The 25,152-nt window shown below is 71.0% G+C and carries 23 protein-coding genes and 1 pseudogene; 12 read left to right on the forward strand and 12 right to left on the reverse strand.

Annotated features, from left to right (window positions below; translation table 11 throughout):
• Nucleotides 1–51: 51 nt before the first annotated feature.
• The 4 genes from ACIODU_RS20660 to ACIODU_RS20675 form a co-directional block, all read right to left on the reverse strand.
• Complete coding sequence (locus ACIODU_RS20660; RefSeq protein ID WP_401769318.1) at nucleotides 52–2,376, reverse strand: glycosyltransferase; 2,325 nt, start codon at nucleotides 2,374–2,376, stop codon at nucleotides 52–54.
• Entirely contained in the window at nucleotides 2,373–3,899 is a 1,527-nt protein-coding gene (locus tag ACIODU_RS20665) for a hypothetical protein (RefSeq protein WP_356423915.1), read from the reverse strand. The genes ACIODU_RS20660 and ACIODU_RS20665 overlap by 4 nt, the downstream gene beginning before the upstream one ends.
• A 145-nt stretch (nucleotides 3,900–4,044) precedes the next feature.
• Nucleotides 4,045–4,716 (reverse strand): leucine efflux protein LeuE, encoded by a 672-nt coding sequence (gene leuE / locus ACIODU_RS20670; protein WP_401769319.1) that lies wholly within the window; start codon nucleotides 4,714–4,716, stop codon nucleotides 4,045–4,047.
• 108 nt (nucleotides 4,717–4,824) lie between these two features.
• Nucleotides 4,825–6,444 (reverse strand): methylmalonyl-CoA mutase, encoded by a 1,620-nt coding sequence (locus ACIODU_RS20675; protein WP_401769320.1) that lies wholly within the window; start codon nucleotides 6,442–6,444, stop codon nucleotides 4,825–4,827.
• 201 nt (nucleotides 6,445–6,645) lie between these two features.
• Here ACIODU_RS20675 and ACIODU_RS20680 point away from each other — a divergent pair, with 201 nt between their 5' ends.
• The gene (locus tag ACIODU_RS20680) at nucleotides 6,646–7,614 is read left to right on the forward strand and encodes a L,D-transpeptidase family protein (RefSeq protein ID WP_401769322.1); all 969 of its coding nucleotides are present in this window, start codon (nucleotides 6,646–6,648) and stop codon (nucleotides 7,612–7,614) included.
• Between the two features lie 270 nt (nucleotides 7,615–7,884).
• Here the strand turns inward: ACIODU_RS20680 and ACIODU_RS20685 are convergent, their stop codons facing one another.
• From ACIODU_RS20685 to ACIODU_RS20700, 4 genes are all read right to left on the reverse strand, one after another.
• Nucleotides 7,885–9,165, reverse strand: a complete 1,281-nt coding sequence (locus tag ACIODU_RS20685; protein WP_401769324.1) for a hypothetical protein — start codon at nucleotides 9,163–9,165, stop codon at nucleotides 7,885–7,887.
• Nucleotides 9,165–10,010 (reverse strand): RNA polymerase sigma factor, encoded by an 846-nt coding sequence (locus ACIODU_RS20690; protein ID WP_401769518.1) that lies wholly within the window; start codon nucleotides 10,008–10,010, stop codon nucleotides 9,165–9,167. Before ACIODU_RS20690 ends, ACIODU_RS20685 begins: the two co-directional genes overlap by 1 nt.
• Nucleotides 10,011–10,347: 337 nt before the next feature.
• Nucleotides 10,348–11,136 carry an SDR family NAD(P)-dependent oxidoreductase gene (locus ACIODU_RS20695; protein ID WP_401769326.1) on the reverse strand — a complete coding sequence of 263 codons (789 nt, stop codon included), beginning with the start codon at nucleotides 11,134–11,136 and terminating at the stop codon, nucleotides 10,348–10,350.
• Nucleotides 11,137–11,210: 74 nt separating this feature from the next.
• Nucleotides 11,211–11,378 carry a hypothetical protein gene (locus ACIODU_RS20700; protein ID WP_401769328.1) on the reverse strand — a complete coding sequence of 56 codons (168 nt, stop codon included), beginning with the start codon at nucleotides 11,376–11,378 and terminating at the stop codon, nucleotides 11,211–11,213.
• A 36-nt stretch (nucleotides 11,379–11,414) separates the two neighbouring features.
• On the opposite strand from ACIODU_RS20700, the gene ACIODU_RS20705 reads away from it, so the two are divergent.
• Nucleotides 11,415–11,927 (forward strand): MarR family winged helix-turn-helix transcriptional regulator, encoded by a 513-nt coding sequence (locus tag ACIODU_RS20705; RefSeq protein WP_401769330.1) that lies wholly within the window; start codon nucleotides 11,415–11,417, stop codon nucleotides 11,925–11,927.
• A gap of 21 nt (nucleotides 11,928–11,948) precedes the next feature.
• Here ACIODU_RS20705 and ACIODU_RS20710 read toward each other — a convergent pair whose 3' ends face one another.
• Together ACIODU_RS20710 and ACIODU_RS20715 are read right to left on the reverse strand one after the other, a co-directional pair.
• Nucleotides 11,949–12,560: a hypothetical protein gene (locus ACIODU_RS20710; RefSeq protein ID WP_401769332.1), complete on the reverse strand. Its 612-nt coding sequence runs from the start codon at nucleotides 12,558–12,560 to the stop codon at nucleotides 11,949–11,951.
• 200 nt (nucleotides 12,561–12,760) lie between these two features.
• Entirely contained in the window at nucleotides 12,761–14,488 is a 1,728-nt protein-coding gene (locus ACIODU_RS20715; protein ID WP_401769334.1) for a glycoside hydrolase family 20 protein, read from the reverse strand.
• Nucleotides 14,489–14,905: 417 nt separating this feature from the next.
• Here ACIODU_RS20715 and ACIODU_RS20720 point away from each other — a divergent pair, with 417 nt between their 5' ends.
• The 7 genes from ACIODU_RS20720 to ACIODU_RS20750 all read left to right on the forward strand — a co-directional run bounded on the left by ACIODU_RS20720 (nucleotide 14,906) and on the right by ACIODU_RS20750 (nucleotide 20,919).
• A complete protein-coding gene (locus tag ACIODU_RS20720) occupies nucleotides 14,906–15,385 on the forward strand; it encodes a 2-oxo-4-hydroxy-4-carboxy-5-ureidoimidazoline decarboxylase (RefSeq protein WP_401769519.1) in 480 nt (159 codons plus the stop codon).
• Nucleotides 15,386–15,553: 168 nt separating this feature from the next.
• Nucleotides 15,554–15,949, forward strand: coding sequence for a succinate dehydrogenase, cytochrome b556 subunit (gene sdhC / locus ACIODU_RS20725; RefSeq protein WP_401769336.1), 396 nt, complete (start codon nucleotides 15,554–15,556; stop codon nucleotides 15,947–15,949).
• The gene (locus ACIODU_RS20730) at nucleotides 15,939–16,415 is read left to right on the forward strand and encodes a succinate dehydrogenase hydrophobic membrane anchor subunit (RefSeq protein ID WP_356423940.1); all 477 of its coding nucleotides are present in this window, start codon (nucleotides 15,939–15,941) and stop codon (nucleotides 16,413–16,415) included. The genes sdhC and ACIODU_RS20730 overlap by 11 nt, the downstream gene beginning before the upstream one ends.
• Before the next feature lie 21 nt (nucleotides 16,416–16,436).
• Nucleotides 16,437–18,191, forward strand: coding sequence for a succinate dehydrogenase flavoprotein subunit (gene sdhA / locus ACIODU_RS20735; RefSeq protein ID WP_356423943.1), 1,755 nt, complete (start codon nucleotides 16,437–16,439; stop codon nucleotides 18,189–18,191).
• Complete coding sequence (locus ACIODU_RS20740) at nucleotides 18,191–18,967, forward strand: succinate dehydrogenase iron-sulfur subunit (protein WP_356423946.1); 777 nt, start codon at nucleotides 18,191–18,193, stop codon at nucleotides 18,965–18,967. Before sdhA ends, ACIODU_RS20740 begins: the two co-directional genes overlap by 1 nt.
• Nucleotides 18,968–19,131: 164 nt before the next feature.
• Nucleotides 19,132–19,689, forward strand: a complete 558-nt coding sequence (locus tag ACIODU_RS20745; RefSeq protein WP_356423949.1) for a hypothetical protein — start codon at nucleotides 19,132–19,134, stop codon at nucleotides 19,687–19,689.
• Nucleotides 19,690–19,872: 183 nt separating this feature from the next.
• Entirely contained in the window at nucleotides 19,873–20,919 is a 1,047-nt protein-coding gene (locus ACIODU_RS20750; RefSeq protein WP_401769340.1) for an SGNH/GDSL hydrolase family protein, read from the forward strand.
• Between the two features lie 128 nt (nucleotides 20,920–21,047).
• On the opposite strand, the pseudogene ACIODU_RS20755 reads toward ACIODU_RS20750, so the two are convergent.
• Nucleotides 21,048–21,803: pseudogene (locus tag ACIODU_RS20755) on the reverse strand (vWA domain-containing protein); the annotation flags it as partial.
• A 192-nt stretch (nucleotides 21,804–21,995) separates the two neighbouring features.
• Here ACIODU_RS20755 and ACIODU_RS20760 point away from each other — a divergent pair.
• From ACIODU_RS20760 to ACIODU_RS20770, 3 genes are read left to right on the forward strand one after another with little or no spacing between them, the layout of a single operon-like run.
• Nucleotides 21,996–22,442 carry a hypothetical protein gene (locus ACIODU_RS20760; RefSeq protein WP_356423955.1) on the forward strand — a complete coding sequence of 149 codons (447 nt, stop codon included), beginning with the start codon at nucleotides 21,996–21,998 and terminating at the stop codon, nucleotides 22,440–22,442.
• Nucleotides 22,443–22,448: 6 nt separating this feature from the next.
• Entirely contained in the window at nucleotides 22,449–22,868 is a 420-nt protein-coding gene (locus ACIODU_RS20765) for a DCC1-like thiol-disulfide oxidoreductase family protein (protein ID WP_356423958.1), read from the forward strand.
• Between the two features lie 11 nt (nucleotides 22,869–22,879).
• Entirely contained in the window at nucleotides 22,880–23,605 is a 726-nt protein-coding gene (locus ACIODU_RS20770) for a TetR/AcrR family transcriptional regulator (RefSeq protein ID WP_401769343.1), read from the forward strand.
• Nucleotides 23,606–23,640: 35 nt separating this feature from the next.
• Here ACIODU_RS20770 and ACIODU_RS20775 read toward each other — a convergent pair whose 3' ends face one another.
• Nucleotides 23,641–25,023, reverse strand: a complete 1,383-nt coding sequence (locus tag ACIODU_RS20775; protein WP_401769345.1) for a metallophosphoesterase — start codon at nucleotides 25,021–25,023, stop codon at nucleotides 23,641–23,643.
• Nucleotides 25,024–25,152: the final 129 nt, after the last annotated feature.

Genomic DNA, 25,152 nt, shown 5'->3' on the forward strand with positions numbered 1-25,152 from the left:
CTCCGGGCGCCGGGCGGGCCGTTCACACGGTCCGCCCGGCGCCCGCCGCCGTCACGCTCCCAGGATGACCCGCAGGTCGGAGGCGTTCGCCTGGGTGATCTTCCACAGCTCCTGCTGCCGGGCGTGCACGTCCGCGACCGACGCGGCGTGGTCGTTCAGCAGCCCCACGGCCCGCTCGGTCAGCACCGCGCCGAGGTTCTTGTCGTGCACGGACACGCCCCACTCGGGGCGCCCGATGTCCGACAGGAAGTACGTCATCTTCGGGTGCGAGATCAGGCTGATGATCGGCGTCCCGCAGCCGAACGGGATCATGCCGGCGTGGCCGCGCATCCCGATGACCAGCTTCGTCCGCGCGTACAGGTCCCTGATCTCGTCGTTCTCGAAGTCGTACATCGGGATCACCGGCAGCGAGATGCCGTGCTGGCGCCGCAGGTCGAACGCGATCTTCTCGTCGTCCAGCGAGTGCGCCACGCACTGCACCTCGGCGTACGCGCCCAGCGCCTTGATCGCCTTCGCCATCTCCGCCAGGAAGTGCGCGTAGTCGTGGCCGAAGCGCAGACCGGCCCGGTCGTACGCGGCGTTGATCAGGATCGTGTTCTCGCGCACGGCGGGGTCGGTCCAGCCCTGGACCAGCTGGCGGGTGACCGTCGTCGGGCAGGGCTGGAAGCGCACCTTGTCCTGGAGCTCGGGCGGCAGCAGCGCCCTGACCTTCTCGATCGAGCCGTGGTTGCGGAGCCCAAAGAAGGCCGAGCGCTCGACAAGCTGGCGCACGCTGGAGTGGAAGCGCGCGGCCCGGTAGGACTGGCCGTCGAAGGCGTTGAAGCCGACCGCGTACACGACGATCGGGACGTCGATCCGGTTCAGCCGCTCGTCCGGTACGTTCCACTGCCAGCCGCTGTTGCCGTTGGGCGCGGTGTCCGGGATGAAGAGGCCGCCGCCGCCGATGACCAGCCCGCGCCGGGCGTTGACCCGCTCCAGCGCCTCCTCGTCAAGGAGCCGGTGGGCGTGGACCGAGTGCCAGCGGCGGTTGCCGGTGTCCTCGCCGAAGGTGAGGCGTACCGACTCGGGCAGCAGCTTGTCGCCCGCGTTGCCCTGCTGGGGCATGTAGAACGCCACGTGGGCCAGCTGGTCCTCGGGCGCGCCCTCGCGCTGGGCGGGCACCGCGGACGTACGGATCCGCATCAGCCGGTTCGCCCGGTGGGTCGGGTCGACCCGCAGCCCCTCCATCGCGTAGTCGCGCGCGGTGGCGTCGTCGTTGTGGATCCAGGCGATCTGGGCCAGCCGGGAGAAGGCGGTCGCCGCCCGGTTGGGGGCGGAGGTGGCGAGCAGCAGCTGCGCCTCGGCCTCCTCGTACCGGGACACGCTCATCAGCGCGTGGCCGTACACCTCGTGCGGCCAGGAGGAGTCGACGGGGATGTGGACGGAGGACAGCACCCGTACCGCGTCCTCGAACTCGCCCGCGCCGATGTGCGCGAGGGCGACCCGGCGGGCGCTGTCCACGTCGCCGGTGCGCGCGACGTGCGGGGTGCCGTAGTGCACCAGCAGGTCGTGGTGGGTGGTGCCGCCGCCGGACATGTACGCCGCGTGGAAGTCGGCGTCGGACATGACGTACTCGCGCCAGCGGTCCTCGCCCTTGCTGTACCCGGCCTCGCCGCCCTGCCAGGGCTTGTGCCGGCCCGTGAAGTGCAGGATCGCGGTGTCCTCGGGGACTTCCTTGTCGCCCGAGAGGCGGCGCTTCACGAAGTTGAAGCGGGCGTCGAGCTGGACGAAGTCCCCGTCCAGGACGGCGTTGAGGATGCCCTGGTCGTGCTTGTCCAGCTCGTAGTCGCCCGAGCGGCCCGTGGCGTCGATCCGGGCGCAGAACTCGTCGCTCAGGTACTCCTTCTGGATGACCAGGAGGCCACTGTTGAGCTTGTGCTGCCCGTAGAAGAACTGCGGTACGGCGGCGAGCCCGTCGCGCAGCTTCAGCAGGTCGCCCAGCTCACCGAGGACGACCATGTCGGTGTCCAGGGTGATCACGGTGTCGTAGTCCCGGATGCGGAACACGTCGAGGATGAAGTACGCCTTGCGCACCAGGTAGTTGTCCTGGTCGCCCTTGGCGTACGACTCGTACCGCTCGGCGTCGACGCGGCGCAGGTCGATCCGCGGGTGCAGCGCGCGGATCTTGGCGACCGAGGCGGGGCGCAGCCCGTCGTGCAGGACGATGAAGTCCTCGCACAGGCCCGGGTTGGAGAGCGCGAGGCTGCGCAGCAGCACCAGGAAGCCGGGCAGGTAGTTCTCGTCGACGAAGCTGGCGAAGGCGATACGGCGCTTGCCGGTCAGCGCGTTGGTGGAGGTGTCGGCCGGGGCCACGCCGGAGAAGGTGGTGGTGGTCATCGCAGGGATATCCTCGTGTCGTTCACGCTCTGGGCACGCTCCATGACCCACGCCTTCTCGGTGGTGTACTCGTGCACGGAGGTGATGGGCATGCGCATCGCCTCCTGGAGCCGGTACGCCCCGCTCTCGTAGAAGTCGAAGCCGATCAGGTCCAGGCGCGGGCTGACGTCCAGGAAGTCCAGCAGCCAGAGCATGTTGAAGCCGCTGGTGGGGATGGACGGCCAGACGCTCGCGCCGATCTGGCCGATGTTGCGCAGCGGCCAGCGCAGCGACTCGTCGCCCAGGTAGGTCTGCGCGCCGGGGACCAGGCGGTTGCGCACGGAGTGCTTCCAGTCGCCCGAGATCCCGCCGAAGATCAGCCGCGTGGTGACCTTCTGGTCCCAGTTGAAGCTGTGCTTGTGGATCGAGACGTGGATGTCGGTGCGCTTGCCGGTGGCCGGGGCGTCGATCTTGTACGAGTTGAAGCGGACGACCAGGTCGTAGTCGTCGATCTCCCGGCCGATCGAACCGCGGCCCACGCTCTGGGAGTTGGCGATCAGGCAGATGGACTTGCCGGCGATCTGGTTGCGGAACTCACCGAGGCTCAGCCACTCGACACCGCCGTAGGTGGGGTCGGCGACCGGGCCGCGCATGCGGTTCCTGCGCTGTTCGGCGTAGAGGCCGACGAGGTCGCGCAGCTCGGAGGCGTCCCCGCCGTTCACCGAGATCCGCAGGTCGAGGTAGTGCGCGATGGCGTCCTGGATGTCCGGTACGGGGGTGCCGTCACCGGCCATGGTGAGCAGGGCGCCGATGAGCCGCAGCTCGGCCTGCTCCCACTCGCCGCGGTCGTGCAGGACCAGGCCCTCGGCCCAGGTGTCGGTGGGCTGGCCGTGCGAGTACAGCGCGGACCGGGGGCGTTCGCTCTTCAGCTGTGCCAGGAGCTCCGCCTGGTACTGGCGGCCGGCGCGCAGGCCCGCGTTCCTGGTCGCGACGCCGAACCCGTCCTCGTCGGTGAGCGCGAGGTAGCGGTCGTACGCCTCGATGGCGGCGGACTCGTTGCCGAGCGCCTCCAGCGTCCTGGCGCGCAGGCGCCATCCGGCGCGCGAGTTCTTGCGCGCGGTCAGCACGGTGTCGCTGATGAGGAGGGCGAGCTTCAGCTCGTCGTCGTACTTGCACTCCAGCGCCTTGTTGCCGACGGCGAGCAGCGCGTCGAGCAGGTCCCCGCCGAGGGCCGGGCCCGAGACGCCGACGGCGCTGGTGCCCCGGCGGAGCAGGGCCGCGGCGGCGCTGCCGGCCGAGGAGGCGCGAGCGGGCGTGCCGCCGGACTCCGCGAGGGCGTGCGTGGCGAGCGCGTGCCGGAGCTTCTCGGCGAGCTCCACGCGCCGCCGGTCGAGGCCGGCGACGAGCTTGCCGCTGTGGACGGCGCAGGCACGGAGGCACTCGTCCAGCTCGGTCGGCCTGATCCGGGCCTGGTCTGCGGTGCCGTCGGGTGCGACGACCGGGGTCTCCGAGCTGCGCACCCTCGGCCATCTGTTGCGGGCCATTGTCATCCTGCTCCAAGCGTCTGCTGTCCCGCTGACAGATGGCGGGTCGGCGTCACGTTAGGAAACCTGGACGACCCTTGGGTGAACTGGGGCCGTCGACGCGGGAAACGAGACGATCCGGAGTGGGAATAGTGCTGCGCGGAGGCTAGACACCGCTCATCGACAGCTTGACGGCGAAGCCCAGGAACAGGGCGCCCGCGGCGGTCGTCGCGCCCGCCGAGAGGCGCTTGCGGCGGCGGAAGGCGGCGGCGAGCCGCGTGCCGCCGAAGATCAGGGCCGAGAGGTAGAGCGCGCTGGCGAGGTTCGCGAGGACGCCCAGCAGGACGAACGAGAGGGCCGGGTGCGCGTAACCGGGGTCGACGAACTGCACGAAGAAGGAGATGAAGAAGAGGATCGCCTTGGGGTTGAACAGGCTGATCAGCAGGGCCCTGCGGTACGGCCGCTCCACCGCCTCCGGGGCCGTACCGGCGGCGCTCGTCCCGTCCGCGACTCCCTCACCCACCCGCTCGTGGCGGCTCTTCCACAATGACCGGGCCGCCCGCAGCATTCCGACCGCCAGCCACGTCAGGTACCCGGCGCCCGCGTACTTCACGATCCCGAAGAGCAGCGGGTTGCCCTGGAGCAGCGAGGCGACCCCCGCCGCCGACAGCACCATGAGCACGGTGTCGCCGCACCAGACCCCCATCGCCGCCCGGTATCCGACGCGGACCCCGCGCCGGGCCGCGACGGAGAGGACGTACAGCGAATTCGGTCCTGGCAGCAGGACGATCAGCACAAGGCCGACGAGGTAGGTCGGCAGATCCGTGACACCCAACATGGGCGCGAGTCTCGCAGACCTGTTCGTACCCACGCATCCGGGTTCGCGGCGTCCGCGCCTTCCGGGTCGGAAGGCGAATCACGGAAGGGAAATCACGGAAGGCGAATCTCAGAAGGCGTCGGTCGGCACGTACGTCCCCCACACCTCCCGCAGCGCCCCGCACACCTCGCCCACCGTCGCGCGCGCCCTCAGGGCCTCCCTCATCGGGTACAGCACGTTGTCCGTGCCGGCCGCCGCGCGCCGCAGGTCGGCGAGGGCCACCGCCACGGCCGCGCCGTCGCGTTCCGCGCGCAGCCGCGCCAGCCGCGCCGCCTGCCGGGCCTCGATCTCCGGGTCGACGCGCAGGGGTTCGTACGGCGTCTCGTCCGCGTCCGGGTCCAGGGTGTGGCGGTTGACCCCCACCACGACCCGCTCGCCGCTCTCGGTCCGCCGGGCCACGTCGTACGCGCTGCGCTCGATCTCCGCCTTCTGGAAGCCGCGTTCGACGGCCCCGACCGCCCCGCCCAGATCCTCGACACGGGTCATCAGCGCCACCACCGCCGCCTCCACCTCGTCCGTCATCGCCTCCACGGCGTACGAGCCGGCGAAGGGATCGACGGTCGCGGTGAGGTCCGTCTCGTACGCGAGTACCTGCTGGGTACGGAGCGCGAGGCGCGCGGCGCGCTCGGTGGGGAGGCCGATGGCCTCGTCGTACGCGTTCGTGTGGAGGGACTGGGTGCCGCCGAGGACCGCCGCGAGGCCCTGGACGGTGACCCGTACCAGATTGATCTCCGGCTGCTGCGCGGTCAGTTGGACCCCGGCCGTCTGGGTGTGGAAGCGGAGCATCTGCGACTTGGGGTCCTTCGCGCCGAACTCGTCGCGCGTGATCCGCGCCCAGATCCGCCGGGCGGCCCGGAACTTGGCGACCTCTTCGAGCAGCGTCGTCCGCGCGACGAAGAAGAACGAGAGCCGGGGCGCGACCTCGTCGATGTCCATTCCGGCGGCGAGAGCGGTCCGTACGTACGCGATGCCGTCGGCGAGGGTGAACGCGATCTCCTGCACGGGCGAGGCGCCGGCCTCCGCCATGTGGTAGCCGGAGATCGAGATGGTGTTCCACCGGGGCATTTCCGCACGGCAGTACGTGAAGATGTCCGCGACCAGCCGCAGGGACGGTTCCGGCGGAAAGATATAGGTGCCGCGGGCGATGTATTCCTTGAGCACGTCGTTCTGGATCGTGCCCGTCAGGGCGCTTCCCGGAATTCCCTTTTCCGCGGCGACGAGCTGGTACATCAGCAGCAACAGCGCGGCGGGTGCGTTGATCGTCATCGAGGTGGAGACCTGGTCGAGGGGAATGCCGTCGAACAGCACCCGCATGTCGTCCACGGAGTCGACGGCGACCCCGACCTTCCCGACCTCACCGCCCGCCAGGGGCGCGTCGCTGTCGTGGCCCATCTGGGTCGGCAGATCGAAGGCGACGGACAGGCCGGTCGTGCCGTGCGCGATGAGCTGCCGGTAGCGCGCGTTGGACTCGGCGGCGGTGCCGAACCCGGCGTACTGGCGCATCGTCCAGGGGCGGCCGGTGTACATCGTCGGGCGGATGCCCCGGGTGAAGGGGTACGAGCCGGGCGCGCCGAGCTTGGAGCCGGGGTCCCAGCCGTCGAGGGCGGCGGGGCCGTAGACGGGGTGGAGGGGGAGACCGCTCTCGGTGAGGCGGGCGGTGTCCGGATGAGGGTGGGGGTCGGGTGCCATGTCCGGGGCCTCTGTTGTCCGTATGGGCCGGTGTCTGTCCGTGCTGCCTGCGCCCATGATCGACGCCGGCGGGGAGACATCCGGGCCCGACATGCCCGGAATCTTCCGTGGGGTCAGGAGCCGCGCCGGGTGTGAAGCGGTTTCTTTCCGGGGAGTTGCCACTGGAGTTCATGACTCGGCGGGAGAGACAAGGGAGCGAAGATGCTCAGGACCTCCGCACTGCGCGGCGGGCTCGCGGCGGCGGCCGTGCTGGCCGTGGGTGTCGGCTGTACGGTGCGGCCGGCCGACGGCGGGACGGCCGGGGCCGACGGCAAGTCGGGGGGCAGCGGCGCGGCGGCGGTCGCCCCGCCCGGATCCGGATCCGGTACGCCGTCACCCTCCGCGCCACCCAGGCCGTCGAAGAACCCCGCGGCCCTGCCGACCGGGGAGCGGTCCCCTTCCGGTTCCGTATCGCCTTCCGGTTCCGTGCCGCCGTCCGCCTCCGCCCCCGCGCGTCCGCCGTCCTCCGCCCGTACCCCTTCGCCCGGCGTGGCGAAGCCGAGGACGGTGATGGCGAGCGGAGCCGAGAGCGACCAGGTGCGCGAACTCCAGGCGAGGCTGCGGCAGATCGGCCACTTCGACCGCACACCGACGGGTTACTACGGCACGCTGACCGCGACGGCCGTCGCGTCGTTCCAGGGCAAGCGCGGACTGGCTCGTACGGGCACGACGGACAGCGTCACGTGGGAAAAACTCCTCGGGATGACGGAGAAGCCGACCCGCGACGAACTGTGGCCGCCGACGGAACGGCCGGTCGCGGCGCCGGATCCCCGGTGCCTGAAGGGGCGGGTGCTGTGCATCAGCAAGAACAGCCGCACGCTGTCGTGGATGGTCGACGGCAAGCGGGTGTCCTCGATGGATGTGCGTTTCGGTTCGGAGTACACCCCGACGCGCGAGGGCACGTTCACGGTCTACTGGAAGTCCCGGCACCACGTCTCGACGCTGTACGACACGGCGATGCCGTACGCGATGTTCTTCAGCGGCGGCCAGGCGGTCCACTACTCGGCGGACTTCGCGGCTAGGGGCTACACGGGCGCGTCACACGGCTGCGTCAACGTCCGGGACGAGCAGAAAATCGCAACCCTCTTCGCCGAAGTAAAAACGGGCGACAAGGTAGTCATCTACTGGTAGCCCCACCCAGCGGTCGGTAGTGACCGCGACCATCAATTGAGCACCCCCCACCCCCAGCACCACATCCGCGAAAGCGGCGCCGGCTCAGGCGCAAAAAGAGTGGCGCGGGCGGGACCGGGGGAACGTGTCCCGCCCGCGCCGATGCGCTGAGCCGAAGGTACGGGGGGAACCCCGGCTCGTTGCGCGGCCGATGACCAGTCGGCTCATCTAGTACTGCGCCGGGGCGCGCGAAAACGTCACACCTGATCGCTGATCAGGAGAACGCGCAGGTCAGAGCTGTTCGGAAGGGTCCGGCGTCTCCGAAGGTGTGGGGGTAGGGGTGGGGGACGGGTCCGCGGACGTCCCGGGTGTGTCGGGTGTCCCGGGTGCGTCGGGCGTCCCGGGTGCGTCGGGAGTCTCCGCCGGCGGGGTGGTCGAGCCGGTGCCCAACGTCGGTGGGTGCGGGGGGATGTGAGGTTCGTACGGGTGGACGGTGGGCTCACCGGGCGTACCGCCGACGGGACCACCGCTGCCGTTCCCTTCCCCGCCCCCTCCCCCCGTACCGTCGCCGATCGTGCCGCCGCCCGTCCCCTTGCCGCCGCCGTCCCTCGTGGCCTTGACCTCCAGCAGCCAGTCGCAGAAGCGCCGGGCCTGGGCGGGGTTCTTGGCGGCGCGGTCCAGCTGTTCTTTGAGCGCCTGGTCGATCTCGCCGTCGCGGTAGGCGAGGCAGGCGGCCACCGTCCTGCTGTACCAGGTGGAGCCCTTGACGCGCGGGGCTCCGGCGGACCAGTCGCGGTGCTTGCCCACCGGGCCGATCGGTTCGTCCGCGCCGTCGCCGCCGTGGGTGCTCTCGCCCTCCGCCTCGGCGGTGGCGGAGCCTCGGGACACCGAGGCGTCTGGGGTGGCCGGGCCGGAGCCGCCGCCCATGGTGCCGGCGCCTTCGGGCCGGCCGGAGGCGGGCGGGTGGGGCGACCGCGCGGGCTCCGCTTCCGATTCCGTCCGGTCCCAGCTCTGACCGCTGCCGGGACCGGCGTGCGGTACGCCCCCGCCGTCCACCAGGGCCATCCCGCCCAGGGCGCAGGCGGCGAGGGTCGCGACGAGGCTCATCCGCAGGGGGCCGCCGTACCGCACCGCGCGTACGGGGCCGGTCGCGGGAGCCAGCCGTACCGTCGGCCCCGGCAGATCCTGGACCGCCGCGCTCCCGAGGCACGCCTCGGCCCCGGGGGACGTGTCGGCCCCGAGGACCGGAACGGGGCCGGGCGGCGAACCGGCGCGCGGTCCCTGTGATCCGGCCCGCGGCTCCGGCGAACCGGCGTGCGCGCCGGCCCGCGAACCCACCGCGCCGGAGCCGCCCGCGCGCGCCGCGGCGGCCCGGCGGTACGCGGCCAGCGCGGCCGCCTCGCCGGGAAGTTCGGCATCGTTTGCGTACGTGACGTCCGCCATGTCCCGCAGGACGTCGGAAAGCCGTTTCGCTCTGACCCCGTCGAGGCCGTCGACCGCGTCCACCCGCTCACCGCGCAGGAGTCTTTCCGCCACGTCCTTGTCGAGCCACTGGTCACGCCCGTCGGCCATCACATGTCTTTCAGCGTCCGCAGGCGCGAATGCGTCACACCCGCGGACGCCGCGGCTCCCGTTCGTTTGCCGCGCTGCGGCGGTACGCTGCCGAGCCCCGCGCTCTGACCTGCGGCGCCGCGCCCGGCCGTACGGGTGGCGGCACCGATCGCGCCGTCGGCCGCGCCACCGCTCCGGGGGTAAGCGTTTTCTGCGACGGCTTCGACCCGCCGCCCACCGACCGCACCACTCGCACCGGCCCCGCCACCCCCGTCGCCCCGGCCGTACCCGACCCACTCGTCGAGGCCGTCGGCCTCCTCGGCGCCCAGCAGCTCGGCGAGCCGCTTGAGCCCGCGGTGCGCGGCGGTCCGTACGGCTCCGGGCCGCTTGCCGAGGGTCAGGGCGGCGCTCTTCGCGTCGAGCCCGACCACCACCCGCAACACCACGGCCTCGGCCTGGTCCTGGGGAAGCTGGGCGATGAGGGCCATCGTCCGGCCGGTGGACAGGGCCTCCATCGCCTCGTCCGCGGTGTCCGACTCGGCGGCCTGCCCGGTCAGCTCCGTCTCGTCCCCGCCGACGGCGGGCCGGCGGCCACGCATCCGGATGTGGTCGAGGGCGCGGTTACGGGCGATCCTGGCGGCCCAGCCGCGGAACCGGTCGGCGTCCCCGTCGAAACGGTCGAGGTCGCGGGCGATCTGGAGCCAGGCCTCGGAGGTCACGTCCTCGGCGTCGAGATCGCCGACGAGCGTGCGTATGTAGCCCAGCAACCGCGGGTGCACGGCGCGGTACACAGTACGGAACGCGTTCTCGTCCCCGTCCTGTGCCGCGAGCACCGCGGTGGTCAGCTCCGCGTCGTCCCCCAGCACTCCCACAACCTGTCCTGAAATCGCGGCCGGTCATCACCGCGTCGACCCACGCTGTGCGGCACGCTACGGCCTGCCCGGGGCCCACGTCCATAACTTGTACAACCTGCAACAACTTCCTGGCGATATGCGGTGTGACAGAAAACGCACCCATGGCGCTGGTAGGAGTACGGGGCCGTGCTGCGGCTCCGCGGACGACGGCCGGGGCCTCTCCTGTGGGGGGTGGCGGCCCCGGTCGTCGTTCCGGTGCCGAGGCGCGCTTCCGGCCACCCGCCCCGACGTTTCCGAACCGGCCGCCCCACGGCCCCGGGCGAGCGGGACCCCGTACCGGTGTGCCGTGTCAGGGACCGACGTGGGGCGCCCGCGCGGCGGAGGACCCGTCACGGACCACCTCGCCCGTGAGGTTCCCGTTGGCTCCCGAGCCCAGGAACAGCACCAGCCTGGCGACGTCGTCCGCGTCGGAGAGACGGCGCGTGGGCGTGCCGGCGGCGAGCTTGTCGGTGATGAACGTGGGAATGGGCGGGCGGCTGTCGGTGAGGGTGAACCCGGGGGCGACCACGTTGACGAGGATGCCGTCCCGGCCCGCCTCCCAGGCGAGGCTGCGCGCGAGACCGTAGAGGCCGGACTTGGCCGTACCGTACGGACCGGGGCCGGGCAGGCCCTCCTCGGCGACGCTGGAGGAGATCAGCACGATCCGGCCCCAGCCGCGCGAGCGCATGCTCGGCAGGACGGCGCGCACCTGGGCGGCGGCTCCGATGAGGTTGGCACTGATCATGGCCTGCCACTCGTTCAGCGGCACGTCCTCGAAACGGACGCTAGGGTCCGGGGGCCCGTCCCCGCCCCAGCGCACGGCGTTGGCGACGAGCACATCGATCCCGCCCCACCGCTCGATGACGGTGTTGGCTGCCTCCTCGACGGTACGCAGGTCCTCCAGGTCGAGCCGGACCACGAGCGCCTTTCCGCCGGCGCTCTCGATCTCGGAGGCGACCTTCTCGGCCTTTTCTGGGCTGTCGCGGTAGGTGATGGCGACCCGGGCGCCTTCTTGGCCGAACGCGCGAGCGGTCGCGGCGCCGATGCCCTTCGAAGCGCCGGTGACCAGGACCACACGGTCCTTGAGTGCGGTGTCCATCGTGTGGGGTGTCCTCTCGTGGGAAGTACGGGGAGCGGCGGGGGCCCGGTCCGGGGACCTCGGGCGGCGGGGCCTCAGGCGGCGTGGACCTCGTCGGGGAGCCGGGTGGCCAGCGCCTTGACCGCGTCCAGTGCGGCGGCCCGAGGGGTGCCGGGTCCGTAGGCGCCGCCGCGATCGCTGAGGACCACCTTCCAGGCAAGATGATCCGAGATCGAGACCAGACTATTCGCAGATAATCTCAAGTCAAGATGATTTCGGCCCTTTGCTATTCTGCGGGTATGCCGCTCACCTCTCCCGCCGACGACCAGGCTCCGGGCAGCCTGCTCCGGAGCGATCTCCACTGGCTGTTCGCCCGGCTCAAGCAGGGGCTCGCCACCGCGGAGACCGCGGTCGTGCGTGAGCACGGGATGACCCTGTGGGGCTACACGGTGCTGATGGCGATCGCCGACGCGCCCACCAGGAGCCAGCTCGCCCTCGCCCAGGCCGTCTCGGTCGACAAGAGCAAGCTCGTCCTCGTCCTCGACGAACTGGAAGCGGCCGGACTGGTCCGGCGCCGCCCCGACCCCGCGGACCGGCGGGCCCGTATCGTCGAGGTGACTGACACGGGCCGGCGCGTCGTCGACGCGGCACGCGACGAGGTCGAGGCGATCGAGAACAACCTGCTCGCCGACCTGGACCCGGCGTCCCGGAACGCGCTGCGCGCCGTCCTGGGACGGCTCGCCGGCGCCCCGGTCGCGCGGATCGAGAACGGACAGCGGCACACCAACGCCTGCGCCCCGCCCCAGACCTGACCAGCCGACGGCGGGACCGCGTCAGCCGCGGGATCTGGCCCTGCGGGAGACGACCGCGCGGAGGACGCGTTGGCCCTCCGTCGAGAGGTCCATGACGTGGCGCAGGGCCGCCGGGTCCGTGGTGTCGGCGAGGATCTCCAGGATGCGGATCTGGCGGCGCAGTTCGCCCGCGACGAGGGGGCCGACGCCGTCGAGGGCCGGGTCCGTACCCTCGCCGTCCGCGCCTGTGCCGTCCTCGCGGCAGCGGGCCAGGCGTTCCTCGGCGGCGGCGCTCACGCTCTCGCCCACCACGTCGAAGCGCTGGTGGATCTCCAGCGCGACCACGGAGCAGGTGTCGGCCCAGGCGCGCAGCGAATCGATGCCCCAGTCCGAGGGCGCGGAGCCGAGCATGGTCCGTACGAGCACGGTGGCGACGTTCGGCGTGGCCCCGGCGTCGAGGGCCTGATCCAGGACGTCCCTGGTCTCGGCCAGGCGCGCGGACCAGTCGCCCTCGCCGCTCACGATGCCCGCCCACAGCGGTCGCAGGGTGTCCGGCTCCTCGGCGAGCAGGGGGAGACACCGGTCGAGGCAGGCGAGCCCGCTCGCGGCCAGGGCACGCTCATCGGCTTGTGCGATCAGCTTCACCAGGCTCATGTACGTCTCCCGTCGTGGACGCGGTACTGACCACTGCTGCACAGTACTGCGTCGTGCGGCTGGAATACGTCACTCTGGTTCGGCGGGAGTCGGAGCTTCCTGAGTGTAAGTGCCGTTATGTGCGGTCCCTTTGAGGGGGTGTTCGGTGGAGGAACGATTCGGCGCCGTACGAATCAAGCCGGTCGCCGGCCGCCGCCCCCTCAGCCCGTGCCCACCTGGCCCGCCAACGTCTTGAAACCGGTCCAGCTCAGCGACGGCCGCGCCGGGTTCCACACCTTCTGCGCCACCGCGTTCAGCGGCAGCCTGATGCCCCGCGCCACCTGGTCCTGCGTCTGCGCGTTGGGGAAGTCGCCCCAGATCGCCAGCAGTCCGCCCAGGATCTGCTTCGAGAACCGCGCCGGCACCGCCGTCGTGCCCCGCAGGACGAACGGCGTCCACTCCTCGTAGATCCGCTGGCCCGTCGGATAGACGAAGTTGTTCGGCTGGCCCAGCACGTAATAGAGGTACTCGTCGTTGAAGTTGACGAGCTTGCGCCCGGTGTTCAGATAGTCGAGCGGCGGGCGCGCGCCGGCCTCGCGGCCCGTCCAGTACTGGACCTCCAGATCCGGGTCCGCCTGGACGACTCCGCCGCTGAAGATGCCGTCGTTCCACACCCGCAGGGTGCGCTTGAAGGGGGCCATCACGGCGGCCCGGTCGTTCGTCCAGCCGGTCGTCAGGTCCTGGACCCGCGCCTTCGCGCCGAACCGCTTCCGGGCGGCGGTGGCCAGATCCGGGAAGGACGCCTGGGGGTTCGAGACCATCAGCGCCGGGTATTCGTCGGCGCCGAGGTTCCAGATCTTCCCCTTGAAGAGCCCGGCGTACTCCCGCAGCAGGTCGTCGATGATCCGCGCGGACGCGGTCTGCGCGATGTCGATCGCCCCGCGCGGGGCCGAGCCGTTGACGTTGCGCAGCTGGAGCGAGGGGTGCGGGGCGATCACCGCGCCGAGGTGGCCCGGGTTGTCGATCTCCGGGACGACCGTGATGTGCAGCCGGGCCGCGAGGTCGAGGATCCGCTGGACCTGACCCTTGGTCAGATGTTGCGCGGAGACGATCTCGGGGTGCGTGGTGGACGCGATCCGGAAGCCCTGGTCGTCCGAGAAGTGCAGGCCCAGCTGGTTGAGCTTGAGGTCCGCCATCTCGCGCAGCCGGGCCTCGATCCAGTCCACGGTGTAGAACTTCCGCGCGATGTCGACGTTCAGCCCCCGCTGGGCGCGGTCGGGCCGGTCCCGTACGACCCCCTCCGGCATCGCGCCGCTCGCGCGGACCGACTGCTTGAGGGTGCGGGTGCCGTAGAAGACGCCGGCCTGGCCGGGGCCGGTGATCCGGACCTGGTTGTTCCGTACGGTCGCGGTGTACGACTCCGCCGCGCCCTTGCCGGACACGGTGAGGACGACGTCGCCGGAGCGGGCGGCGACCGCGCCCCGGTAGCCGATCTTGAGTTCCTGGGCGATCAGGCGGCCCTCGTCGGCCAGTCCGGCGCTCGCGCGGCCTTTGGCGATGACCACCCCGCTCTTCGCGCCGGGCCGCCAGCCGGGGCCGCGGGCCGCTTCGTGCGTCCGGACGGAGGGGATGACGCGGGGCGCCGAGGAGAGCGCGAACGTACGGGAGGGGGACGGCGGGGGCGTCGAGCTGGCGGAGGTGCGTTCCACGGACGAGGAAGAGGACGCGGCGGACGGGGAGGGCGCCGACGCCGACGGCGTACGGGCCCCGGACGACGACCCGGAGCCCGAGCTTCCGGAGCCGCAGCCCGCCACGGTGACGGCGGCGACCGAGACCGCCACGCCGGCCGCGAGGGCGCCGCGCGACCTCCGCGCCAGAAGCGCCGACCGCGCCGACCGGGCCGACGAGGCCGACCGGGCCGACGCGGAAGACCGCGCGAACCGCGCCATTCGCGCTATCCGTATCATCCGAAAACCTCCCGCTTTGGCCAGATCTAAGCCGAAGGTCCCACGGCGCCGTCCATCACGCGCGTCGAAACTCTTCCTTCCGAGTGAAAATCGCGCATCCGTCCCACTCTTCGCACCGGCCGTCGATAGCGTGGGGGCACATCCCCCACTTCCACTTCACGCCCCTCCCGCACAACCACCGCGCCCTTTCGGACGTCTACCTCTACGACCCGTACCTCCGGAGGCGTCTCCCCAGCCGTCTCCCCCGCCCGCCCTCACCTCCGCTCACACGCCCGCCGTCAGGCCGCCCGCCTCCAGGCCGCGTTCGAGGAGCCCACGCTGTCCAGCGCATCCCACGCCGGCCCCCGCGACAACCTCCACCGGTTCAACGCCGCCCCGGCCGGTGACGCCGAAGCCGCCCTGCTCACCTGCTGCGGAAACCGCCGGTGGGCCCAGCGGCTCGCCGCCCACCGCCCCTACCCGGACCTCGACGCCCTGTTCGCGGCGGCCGACGAGGCCAGTTACGACCTCTCGCACGCCGACCTGACGGAGGCGCTCGCCGCCGAGTCGTCCCCCGGCCCGCTCCACAGCGCGCCCCCGGCCGCCCGCACCGCCCTGCGCGCCGCGCACGCCGCGTACGAGAGCAGCTTCGGACACGCGTTCGTGATCAGCCTCGACGGATACGCCCCCGAGGAGCGCCTCGACCAGGTGCTGAGCGGGATCCGTACGCGCCTGTCCCACGACCCCGACCACGAACGGGCCGTGTCGGCGGACGAATTGCGCCGGCTCGTACGGTCCCGAATTGCCGCACTGATCGCCCGGCCCCGGGAATCCAGCGAGAATGTGCATACAGTATCCAATAAATCCGCCTGCCCCGATAGCCCGTCCGTGGCGGTTTGAATGGGTGTTTGATCACACCTGTGGACCCCGGGCGAGGACACGGAAAATACGTCGCTACGATGGCCGGGGCCGGTGGACCGTACCCGGCCGGGTACGACCGACACCACTGTGCTTGATTGAGTAGAAGATGGCGGCCGGCCCCGATCCTTGCTCCCGGAGGGTTTTTCCGTGCCGGCTGGAACGCTGTACCGCGGCCGGGAAGGAATGTGGTCCTGGGTGGCTCATCGAGTCACCGGCGTCCTCATCTTCTTCTTCCTGTTCGTACACGTGCTGGACACCTCGCTCGTCCGCGTCTCCCCGGAGGCGTACGACGACGTCGTGGCCACCTATAAGAACCCGGTCGTCGCGCTGCTCGAGTACGGCCTCGTGGCCGCCATTCTCTTCCACGCGCTCAACGGCCTGCGCGTCATCGCCGTGGACTTCTGGTCCAAGGGCCCCCGTTACCAGAAGCAGATGCTCTGGACCGCCGTCGGCATCTGGGTGATCCTGATGGTGGGCGCCCTCTATCCCGTGCTCGGCCATGCCGTACGCGAAGTCTTCGGGAGTGCCACCCATGTCAGCTGACACCACGACCTCGATCAGTCCCGTCGAGGGCGCGAGCCTGTACGACGCCGACAACCCGGCGCCGCTCATCGAGGCCCCGCGCCGGCGCACCGGCAAGACCCCGAAGGCGACCCGCGGCAACTTCGAGATGGCCGCGTGGCTCTTCATGCGGCTGTCCGGCGTCGTGCTGGTCGTCCTGGTCATCGGCCACCTGATCATCCAGCTCGTCCTGGACGGCGGGGTGACCAAGATCGGCTTCGCGTTCGTCGCCGGCCGCTGGGCGTCCCCGTTCTGGCAGATCTGGGACCTGCTGATGCTGTGGCTGGCGATGCTGCACGGCGGGAACGGCCTGCGCACCGTCATCAACGACTACGCGGAGCGCACGACCACGCGCCTGTGGCTCAAGGGCCTCCTGTACACCGCGACGGTGTTCACCATCTTCCTCGGCTCGCTGGTGATCTTCACCTTCGACCCGAACATCCGTTAAACCGGGGCTGACGAGACTCTCATGAAGATCCATAAGTACGACACCGTCATCGTCGGCGCCGGTGGCGCCGGTATGCGCGCGGCCATCGAGTCGACCAAGCGCAGCCGTACCGCCGTCCTGACGAAGCTCTACCCCACCCGCTCCCACACGGGCGCGGCGCAGGGCGGCATGGCCGCCGCGCTCGCCAACGTGGAGGAGGACAACTGGGAGTGGCACACCTTCGACACGATCAAGGGCGGCGACTACCTGGTCGACCAGGACGCCGCCGAGATCCTGGCGAAGGAGGCCATCGACGCGGTCCTCGACCTGGAGAAGATGGGCCTGCCGTTCAACCGGACGCCCGACGGCACCATCGACCAGCGCCGGTTCGGCGGGCACTCCCGCAACCACGGCGAGGCGCCGGTGCGCCGGTCCTGCTACGCCGCGGACCGTACGGGCCACATGATCCTCCAGACCCTCTACCAGAACTGCGTCAAGGAGGGGGTGGAGTTCTTCAACGAGTTCTACGTCCTCGACCAGCTGATGGCCGAGGTCGACGGCGTGAAGGTGTCCGCCGGAGTGGTCGCCTTCGAGCTGGCCACCGGCGAGATCCACATCTTCCAGGCCAAGTCGGTCGTCTACGCGTCCGGCGGCACCGGCAAGTTCTTCAAGGTGACGTCCAACGCGCACACCCTGACCGGTGACGGCCAGGCCGCCTGCTACCGGCGCGGACTGCCCCTGGAGGACATGGAGTTCTTCCAGTTCCACCCGACGGGCATCTGGCGCATGGGGATCCTGCTCACGGAGGGCGCCCGCGGTGAGGGCGGCATCCTGCGCAACAAGGACGGCGAGCGCTTCATGGAGAAGTACGCGCCCGTCATGAAGGACCTCGCCTCGCGCGACGTCGTCTCGCGCTCCATCTACACGGAGATCCGCGAGGGCCGCGGCTGCGGACCCGAGGGCGACCACGTCTACCTCGACCTCACGCACCTGCCGCCGGAGCAGCTGGACGCCAAGCTGCCCGACATCACCGAGTTCGCCCGTACGTACCTCGGCATCGAGCCGTACACGGACCCGATCCCGATCCAGCCGACCGCGCACTACGCCATGGGCGGCATCCCCACCAACGTCCAGGGCGAGGTGCTCGCCGACAACACGACGGTCGTTCCCGGTCTGTACGCGGCCGGCGAGGTCGCGTGCGTGTCGGTGCACGGCGCGAACCGCCTCGGCACCAACTCCCTGCTGGACATCAACGTGTTCGGCAAGCGGTCGGGCATCGCCGCCGCGGAGTACGCCGCCAAGCACGACTTCGTCGAACTGCCCGAGAACCCGGCGGAGTTCGTCGCGAACCGGGTCGAGCACCTCCGTAACTCCACCGGCAAGGAGCGGGTCGCCGCGCTGCGCCTGGAGCTCCAGGAGACCATGGACGCGAACGTCATGGTGTTCCGTACGGAGCAGACGATCAAGACGGCGGTCGAGAAGATCGGCGAGCTGCGCGAGCGGTACCTGAACGTGTCCATCCAGGACAAGGGCAAGCGCTTCAACACGGATCTGCTGGAGGCCATCGAGCTGGGCAACCTGCTCGACCTGGCCGAGGTGATGGCGGTCTCCGCGCTCGCCCGCAAGGAGTCCCGCGGCGGTCACTACCGCGAGGACTACCCGAACCGCGACGACGTGAACTTCATGCGCCACACCATGGCGTACCGCGAGGTCGGCGACGACGGCAACGAGTCGATCCGTCTCGACTACAAGCCGGTCGTCCAGACCCGCTACCAGCCGATGGAGCGTAAGTACTGATGTCCACAGCCACCATGGACCGGGTCGAGGCGGCCTCCGCCGCCTCGCACCTCATCACGGTCACCTTCCGCATCCGCCGCTTCAACCCGGAGATCTCGGCCGAGGCGACCTGGCAGGACTTCCAGATCGACATCGACCCCAAGGAGCGGGTGCTCGACGGTCTCCACAAGATCAAGTGGGAACTGGACGGGTCGCTCACCTTCCGCCGCTCGTGCGCGCACGGCATCTGCGGGTCGGACGCGATGCGGATCAACGGCAAGAACCGGCTGGCGTGCAAGACGCTGATCAAGGACATCATCTCGCCCAACAAGGAGGGAGTGTCCAAGCCGATCACGGTCGAGGCCATAAAGGGCCTGACGGTCCTCAAGGACCTGATCGTGGACATGGACCCGTTCTTCCAGGCGTACCGCGACGTGATGCCGTTCCTGGTCACGACCGGCAACGAGCCGACGCGAGAGCGCCTCCAGTCGGCCGAGGACCGCGAGCGCTTCGACGACACCACCAAGTGCATCCTGTGCGCGGCGTGCACGTCGTCCTGCCCGGTGTTCTGGAACGACGGCCAGTACTTCGGCCCGGCGGCCATCGTGAACGCCCACCGCTTCATCTTCGACTCGCGCGACGAGGCCGGGGAGCAGCGGCTGGAGATCCTCAACGACAAGGACGGCGTGTGGCGTTGCCGTACGACGTTCAACTGCACGGACGCGTGCCCGCGCGGGATCGAGGTCACGAAGGCGATCCAGGAGGTCAAGCGCGCGCTGATCACGCGTCGCTTCTGACGGCGTCCCGACGGTCGTCGCGAGGGTCGTTGCGATACGGCTTCAAGAGGCCCGTTTCCGTACGAAGTCCGTACGGAAACGGGCCTCTTCTGTGCCAGGATCAGAACAGGATCAGAGACCGACACGGCCGACGCCGAACTGGGCCGGGGGAAACGGGGAGCGAGATGACCGAGCCGAATCCGTACGCGGACGGGGAGTACACGTGGGGCCCGGGCCAGCCGCCCGGCACACCGGAGTACGACTTCCCCCAGCCGACCCTCGCCGACGGCCAGATCCCGCCCGCCCCGGGCTACGGCTACCCCCAGGGCACGCCCCCGTACGGCTACCCGCACCCGGGCACGGGCATGACGCCGTCCGCCACCCCGGCCCACGGCGGCACCCCGCTGGTGACGATCGGCGACATCACGGTCATCGGCGACTCCATCGTCACCCCGTCGGGCACGCTGCCGCTGCGCGGCGCGGTGTGGAACGCGACGGACCTGTCCCGCACGGAGGAGAAGATCCCGGCCCACGCCATCGTCCTGGCGATCGTCTTCTTCCTCCTCTGCCTGGTCGGCCTGCTCTTCCTCCTGATGAAGGAACGCACGACGACGGGCTTCATCCAGGTCACGGTGACGAGCGGCGGAATCCACCACGCGACGATGATCCCGGCGAACAACCCCCACGCGTTCCAGGCGGTCATGGGCCAGATCGCGTACGCGCGCTCGATCAGCGCGATGTGACGAGCCGTCGCCGGCCGCTCCCGTGCCGGGCGACGTGAAGATCTGACATTTAGCTCGATCGGGTCTGATGGGTCCGATTCGGTCGAGCGGTGGACCGGTCGCATGGATGATCTTGGGCGAGACGCCTTCCGACGTGGGGCACATCGCGGCTCCGGGGTGTCTTCTGCCGATTCTGGAGGATTCATGCGACACCCTTTTTCCCGACTCAGGACGCGAGCACTGGCGGTCGGGCTCGCCCTGGCCGCGTCCGCCCTCGTACCCGCGGGCTCCGCCGGTGCGGCTGATCAGTACGAGTGGGCCGCCCTCGGGGACTCGTACACCGCCGGGGGCTTCGTCGGGAACCCGCAGCCCGCGCTCGGTGACGCGTCGCGCGACGGCTGCGACCGCACCAGCGACGCCTACCCCGGGCTCGTCGAGCGGGAGCTGGACGAGTTCCCGCCGGGCAAGTACGTCCACCTGACCAACGTCAGCTGCGGCAACGCCACGATCGACAACATCGCCGAGACCGAGCAGACCCCGATCAGTCCGGTCCAGCCCCCCGCCGGAGGCTGGAGCGCGGTCGACCCGCAGATCCAGCGGGCCAGGCTGAGCGACCGGACCGACGTCGTCACCGTCGGCGTCGGCGGCAACAGCCTGCCCTTCGGCGGCATGCTCCTCAAGTGCCTCGAACTGGGCGCAAAGCCCGGCGAGTCCTGCCGCGAGTACTACACCAACCCGCCCGAGGGCGAGGAGAGCATCCAGGACAAGCTCGGCCGGGTCCAGGACGAGTACATCGCCATGCTGGCCAAGGTGCACGAGGCCGCGCCCCACGCCAAGGTGATCACCGTCGGTTACCCGGCCGTCCTGCCGGACGAGGCCACTGCCTGCAACCGCCTCTCCCTCACCGAGCTGGGCTCGATCAAGCACGCCGACATCGACTGGCTCCGTGAGGACGTCCTCAAGCCGCTGAACAGCACCATCCGGCAGGTCTCCTCGTTCTTCGGCGACCGCTACGTCGACGTCTACTCCTCCAGCGTGGGCCACGACGCCTGCCAGCCCGCAGGCACCAAGTGGGTCGAGGGAATCTGCGGCGACGCCGAGGACTACTGGCCCGCCAAGCTCGCCGGCACCGTGCTGAACTGCGGTCTGATCCAGAAGCGCGTCACCCTGGTCCACCCCAACGGTGCGGGACACGCCAACACCGCCGCCCACGTCGAACGAGCCATCCGCGTCGCTCTCCTCGAACGCTGACCGACCGCACACCGGCGCCCAGTGCCCCGGCCCGCGAGCAACCGCGGGCCGGGGCACGTGCAGGACCCGCACGCCGATGAGTCCCGGACTCGGTCCGAACGAACCCTGCGGGACGCCGAAGGACAGGCTCAGTCGAGGATGCCCGCGCGGTTGGCCGCCGTCAGCCAGGCGGGGAAGGCGCAGAGCAGGCGGTCGTAGAGTTCCGCGTCCGAGGTGCGGGTGATGTCTTCCACCGCGAAGAAGGACGCGTTGTCGAGCGGGCGGCCCGGGAGGGTGTTCAGGCGGGTCAGGACTCCGTAGTCGGAGTGGCCCAGGCCGACGAACTGCCAGAAGAGCGGCTCCTCCACGGACGCGCGCAGTTCCGCCTCGATCTCGCGGTCGCGGTGGATGCCGCCGTCGGAGAAGAAGAGGACGAGGGTGGGGACCGGGGCCGGGTTCTCCCGTACGTACGCGCGGACCGCCGCGATCGCCTTGTGCTCCTCGTTCCGGATGCCGACGGCCCGCATGTCCGTCTGGCCCGGCAGCAGCCCGCGACGCGGCCTCCTGGGGCGCCCGAAGAGGCGGAACTGGCCCACGCGTACGTGGAGTCGCAGCCATTCGGGCAGGCCGGCCAGGTCGACGTCCGGGAGTCTCGCCGGGTTCGACGCGAACGCCCAGGCCCGCATCGCGCCCTCCGTGTCGAGGCGCGCGGCGACGGCGGCCACGCGCTCCACGAGGTCGGCGACCGCGCCCCGTCTGTAGAGCCCCGCCATCGAGCCCGACGCGTCCAGGACGAGGACCACGCGCGTGCTCGCGCCGGCCACGCCGTAGTGGTGGAGGGCGAGGCCGACCTGCGCCGTACGGAGGGGAAGGCGCCGGCGCAAGTGCCCGGGGTGCCGTTCCTCGTCCTCCATGTGCCCCTCCCGATCGCGGGATACGGATGCCATCGCTCCAGTCTGCTCCTGTTGCCGCGTCCCCGTGACACCGATGTCAACACTCGCCGCGAACGGCTGGATCGGCTCGTCTTGAACATGTTCAAAATTGGGGCTACAGTCCACGACAAGAGCTTTTGAACACGTTCAAGAGGAGGGTGGGGCATGGACCTCACTGTGGTCGCGTACGTGGTCTACCTGGCGATCAGCGGAGCGCTGACCGTCTGGGTCGCCTGGACACTCAGCCGGGCGGGAAAGGTGTTCCTCGCCGATGTCCTGCACGGCAACGAGAAGCTCGCCGAAGCCGTCAACCACCTTCTGGTGGTGGGCTTCTACCTGGTCAACCTCGGCTTCGTCGCGCTCTACCTCAAGGGAGGCGACCACATCGGCAACACGCGTGAGCTGTTCGAGGCCCTGTCCGTGAAGGTCGGCGTCGTCCTGCTGGTGCTCGGCGGCATGCACCTCGCCAACGTCTACGTGCTCAACCGGATCCGGCGGCGCGGCATCATGGAACGTGACCAGATCCCGCCGGTCCCCCCGCAGGGCTGGACCCGCGGACCCGGCCCGTGGACGGCGCCGACCGCGCCGACGCCCCCGCCGGCCGGAGCCTGACGGGCCATGGGCACCTCTCACGCACCCGCGGCCGTACGGGGGTTGACCGTGCTGTACGACGCGAACTGCCCGCTCTGTGTCCACCTGCGCGACTGGCTGCTGCGCCAGCGCGCGCTCGTCCCGCTGGACCTGGTCCCCGCCGCCTCGCCCGAGGCGCGGCGGCGGTTCCCCGGGCTCGACCACGCCGGCACCCTGGACGAGATCACCGTGATCGGGGACGGCGGCCAGGTCTACCGGTCCACCGCCGCCTGGATCGTCTGCCTCTGGGCGCTCGCCGAACACCGCGCCAAGGCGCACTGGCTGGCCACCCCGTCCGGCGCTCCCTTCGCCCGGGTCACGGTCCTGGCGGCGGCGAAGTACCGGCGCCTGACCGCCGCTCCCTGCGACGCCGCCTCGGGGTGCGAAGCGCCCCCGGCGTCGCACTAGGCTCGGTCCCTGTGAAGGACGAGAAGAAGGACGAGAAGGACGCCAAGGCGCCCAAGAGCGAGCAGACCCGCACGCTCATCCTCGAAACCGCGCTGCGCCTGTTCCAGGAACGCGGGTACGACAGGACGACGATGCGGGCCATCGCCCAGGAGGCCGGGGTCTCCGTGGGCAACGCGTACTACTACTTCTCGTCCAAGGAACACCTCGTCCAGGGCTTCTACGACCGGATCGCCGCCGAACACCGCGCGGCGGTCCGGCCGGTGCTCGACAGCGAGACGGATCTGGAGGTACGGCTCACCGGGGTGCTGCTGGCGTGGCTCGACATCGCCGCTCCGTACCACGAGTTCGCGGCGCAGTTCTTCAAGAACGCCGCCGACCCCGAGAGTCCGCTCAGCCCCTTCTCCCCCGAGTCGGAGCCCGCCCGCGAGGCGGCGATCTCCGTCCACCGCGAGGTCCTCGCCGGCTCCAGGGCGAAGGTCGCCGACGAACTGGTCGGCATACTCCCCGAGTTGATGTGGCTCTCCCAGATGGGACTGGTCCTGTACTGGGTGTTCGACCGCTCGGAGGGCAGCGAGCGCAGCCGCCGGCTGGCCGAGCGCGGCGCCCGCCTCACCACCCGGGGCGTCTCGCTCTCCCGCTTCCGGGTGCTGCGGCCGCTGGTCCGTGAGGTGCACGAGCTGTTCACGGACTTCCTGCCGGGGATGGCGGAGGCGGCGTCCGCACGGAAGCGGGGCTGAGCGCCGAGCAGGCTCGTACGACGGCCCCGAGCCGTTCAGGCCTGGCGCGAGGCCAGTTCCACGACCGTGATGTCCGACGGCGCCCCGACCCGGACCGGCGGGCCCCAGGCGCCGGCGCCCCGGGTCACGTACAGCTGCGTGTCGCCGTACCGCTCCAGACCCGCCACGGTCGGATTGGCCAGCTCCGCCAGGTAGTTGCCCGGCCACAGCTGGCCGCCGTGCGTGTGCCCGGAGAGCTGGAGGTCGACCCCGTGCCGTACGGCGTCGTGGATCACGATCGGCTGATGCGCGAGGAGTACGGACGCCCTGGCCCGGTCGCGGTCGCCGAGGGCCTTCGCGAAGTCCGGCCCGTCGCCCTCGCTCTCGCCCGCGATGTCGTTGACCCCGGCGAGGTCGAAGCCCGCGATCTCCACGCGCTCGTTCACCAGCGGCCGCAGCCCCAGCTCCCTGACGTGGTCCACCCACTCCTGCGCGCCGGAGAAGTACTCGTGGTTCCCGGTCACGAAGAACGCCCCGTGCGGCGCCTCCAGGCCCGCGAGCGGCACGGCGGCCGGACCGAGATCCTTGACAGTGCCGTCCACGAGGTCGCCCACCACGGCGACGAGGTCGGGGCGGGTGGAGTTGATGGTGTCGACGATGCGCTGGGTGTGGGCGCGGCCCAGGATCGGGCCCAGGTGGATGTCGCTGACGACGGCGATGCGATACCCGTGCGCGGCGCGCGGCAGCTTGGCGAGCGGGACCGTGATCCGCTTGACGCGGGGGCCGCGCAGGACGCCGTACGTGCCGTATCCGACGGTCGCCGCGGCGGCGGTCGCGGCGGCGCCGGCGACGACGCGCGAGACGAACAGACGGCGGGAGGGGACGGGGGCGGCGGACGGGGCCCGGCCGGTCAGGACGGTCCCTGTCTGTGAGCTCGCCGCACCGGCCGAACCGGCCGAATCGGCCGTACCGCCCGAACCACCCGAGCCGCCGGGACCGGCCGGCGCGGCGACCGGCTGCCCCACCGGCTCCGAAGTCTGCGTCTCCGTACGCGCCTGTACGTCACCCTCGGCGCGCGCGGCCGCCTGCGCGCCCCCCTCGCCGTCCGCACCCCGTGCGCGGCCGTCCACGTACCGCCGCAGCAGCGGCCGTACCGCCTCGCCCACCAGCAGGGCCAGCAGCAGGTACATCAGCACCGCGAGCCACAGGTACCCCGGCCAGGCGACGAGCCGCTGGACCCAGAACGGCGCGCCGCTCCGCCCGGCCCCCGAGGCGCTCACGGCCAGGACCGGCAGGACGAACGCGGCGACGGTCCCGGCCCGGCGGGCCACGCCGCCCTTCCGCGCGGTGTCCCGCACGAGCCGCCGCCACACATACCAGTGCGCCGCCACCACCAGGGCGACGGCCACCAGCACCACCAGAACGACCACGACGACCACGGACGGCCCCCACCTTCTGTTGCCCGCACTTCCTGCGTCCGCCCCTCGGGGGGCGGCCGGGCCACGCGGCCCTGGGCGACAGTCTGCCGGGCGTGCGCGCGGGCGTGCGGGGCGGGGCCGGTCGGCGGA

Origin of the sequence: Streptomyces sp. NPDC088261 (assembly GCF_044740805.1) — a bacterium.
Lineage (GTDB): Bacteria > Actinomycetota > Actinomycetes > Streptomycetales > Streptomycetaceae > Streptomyces.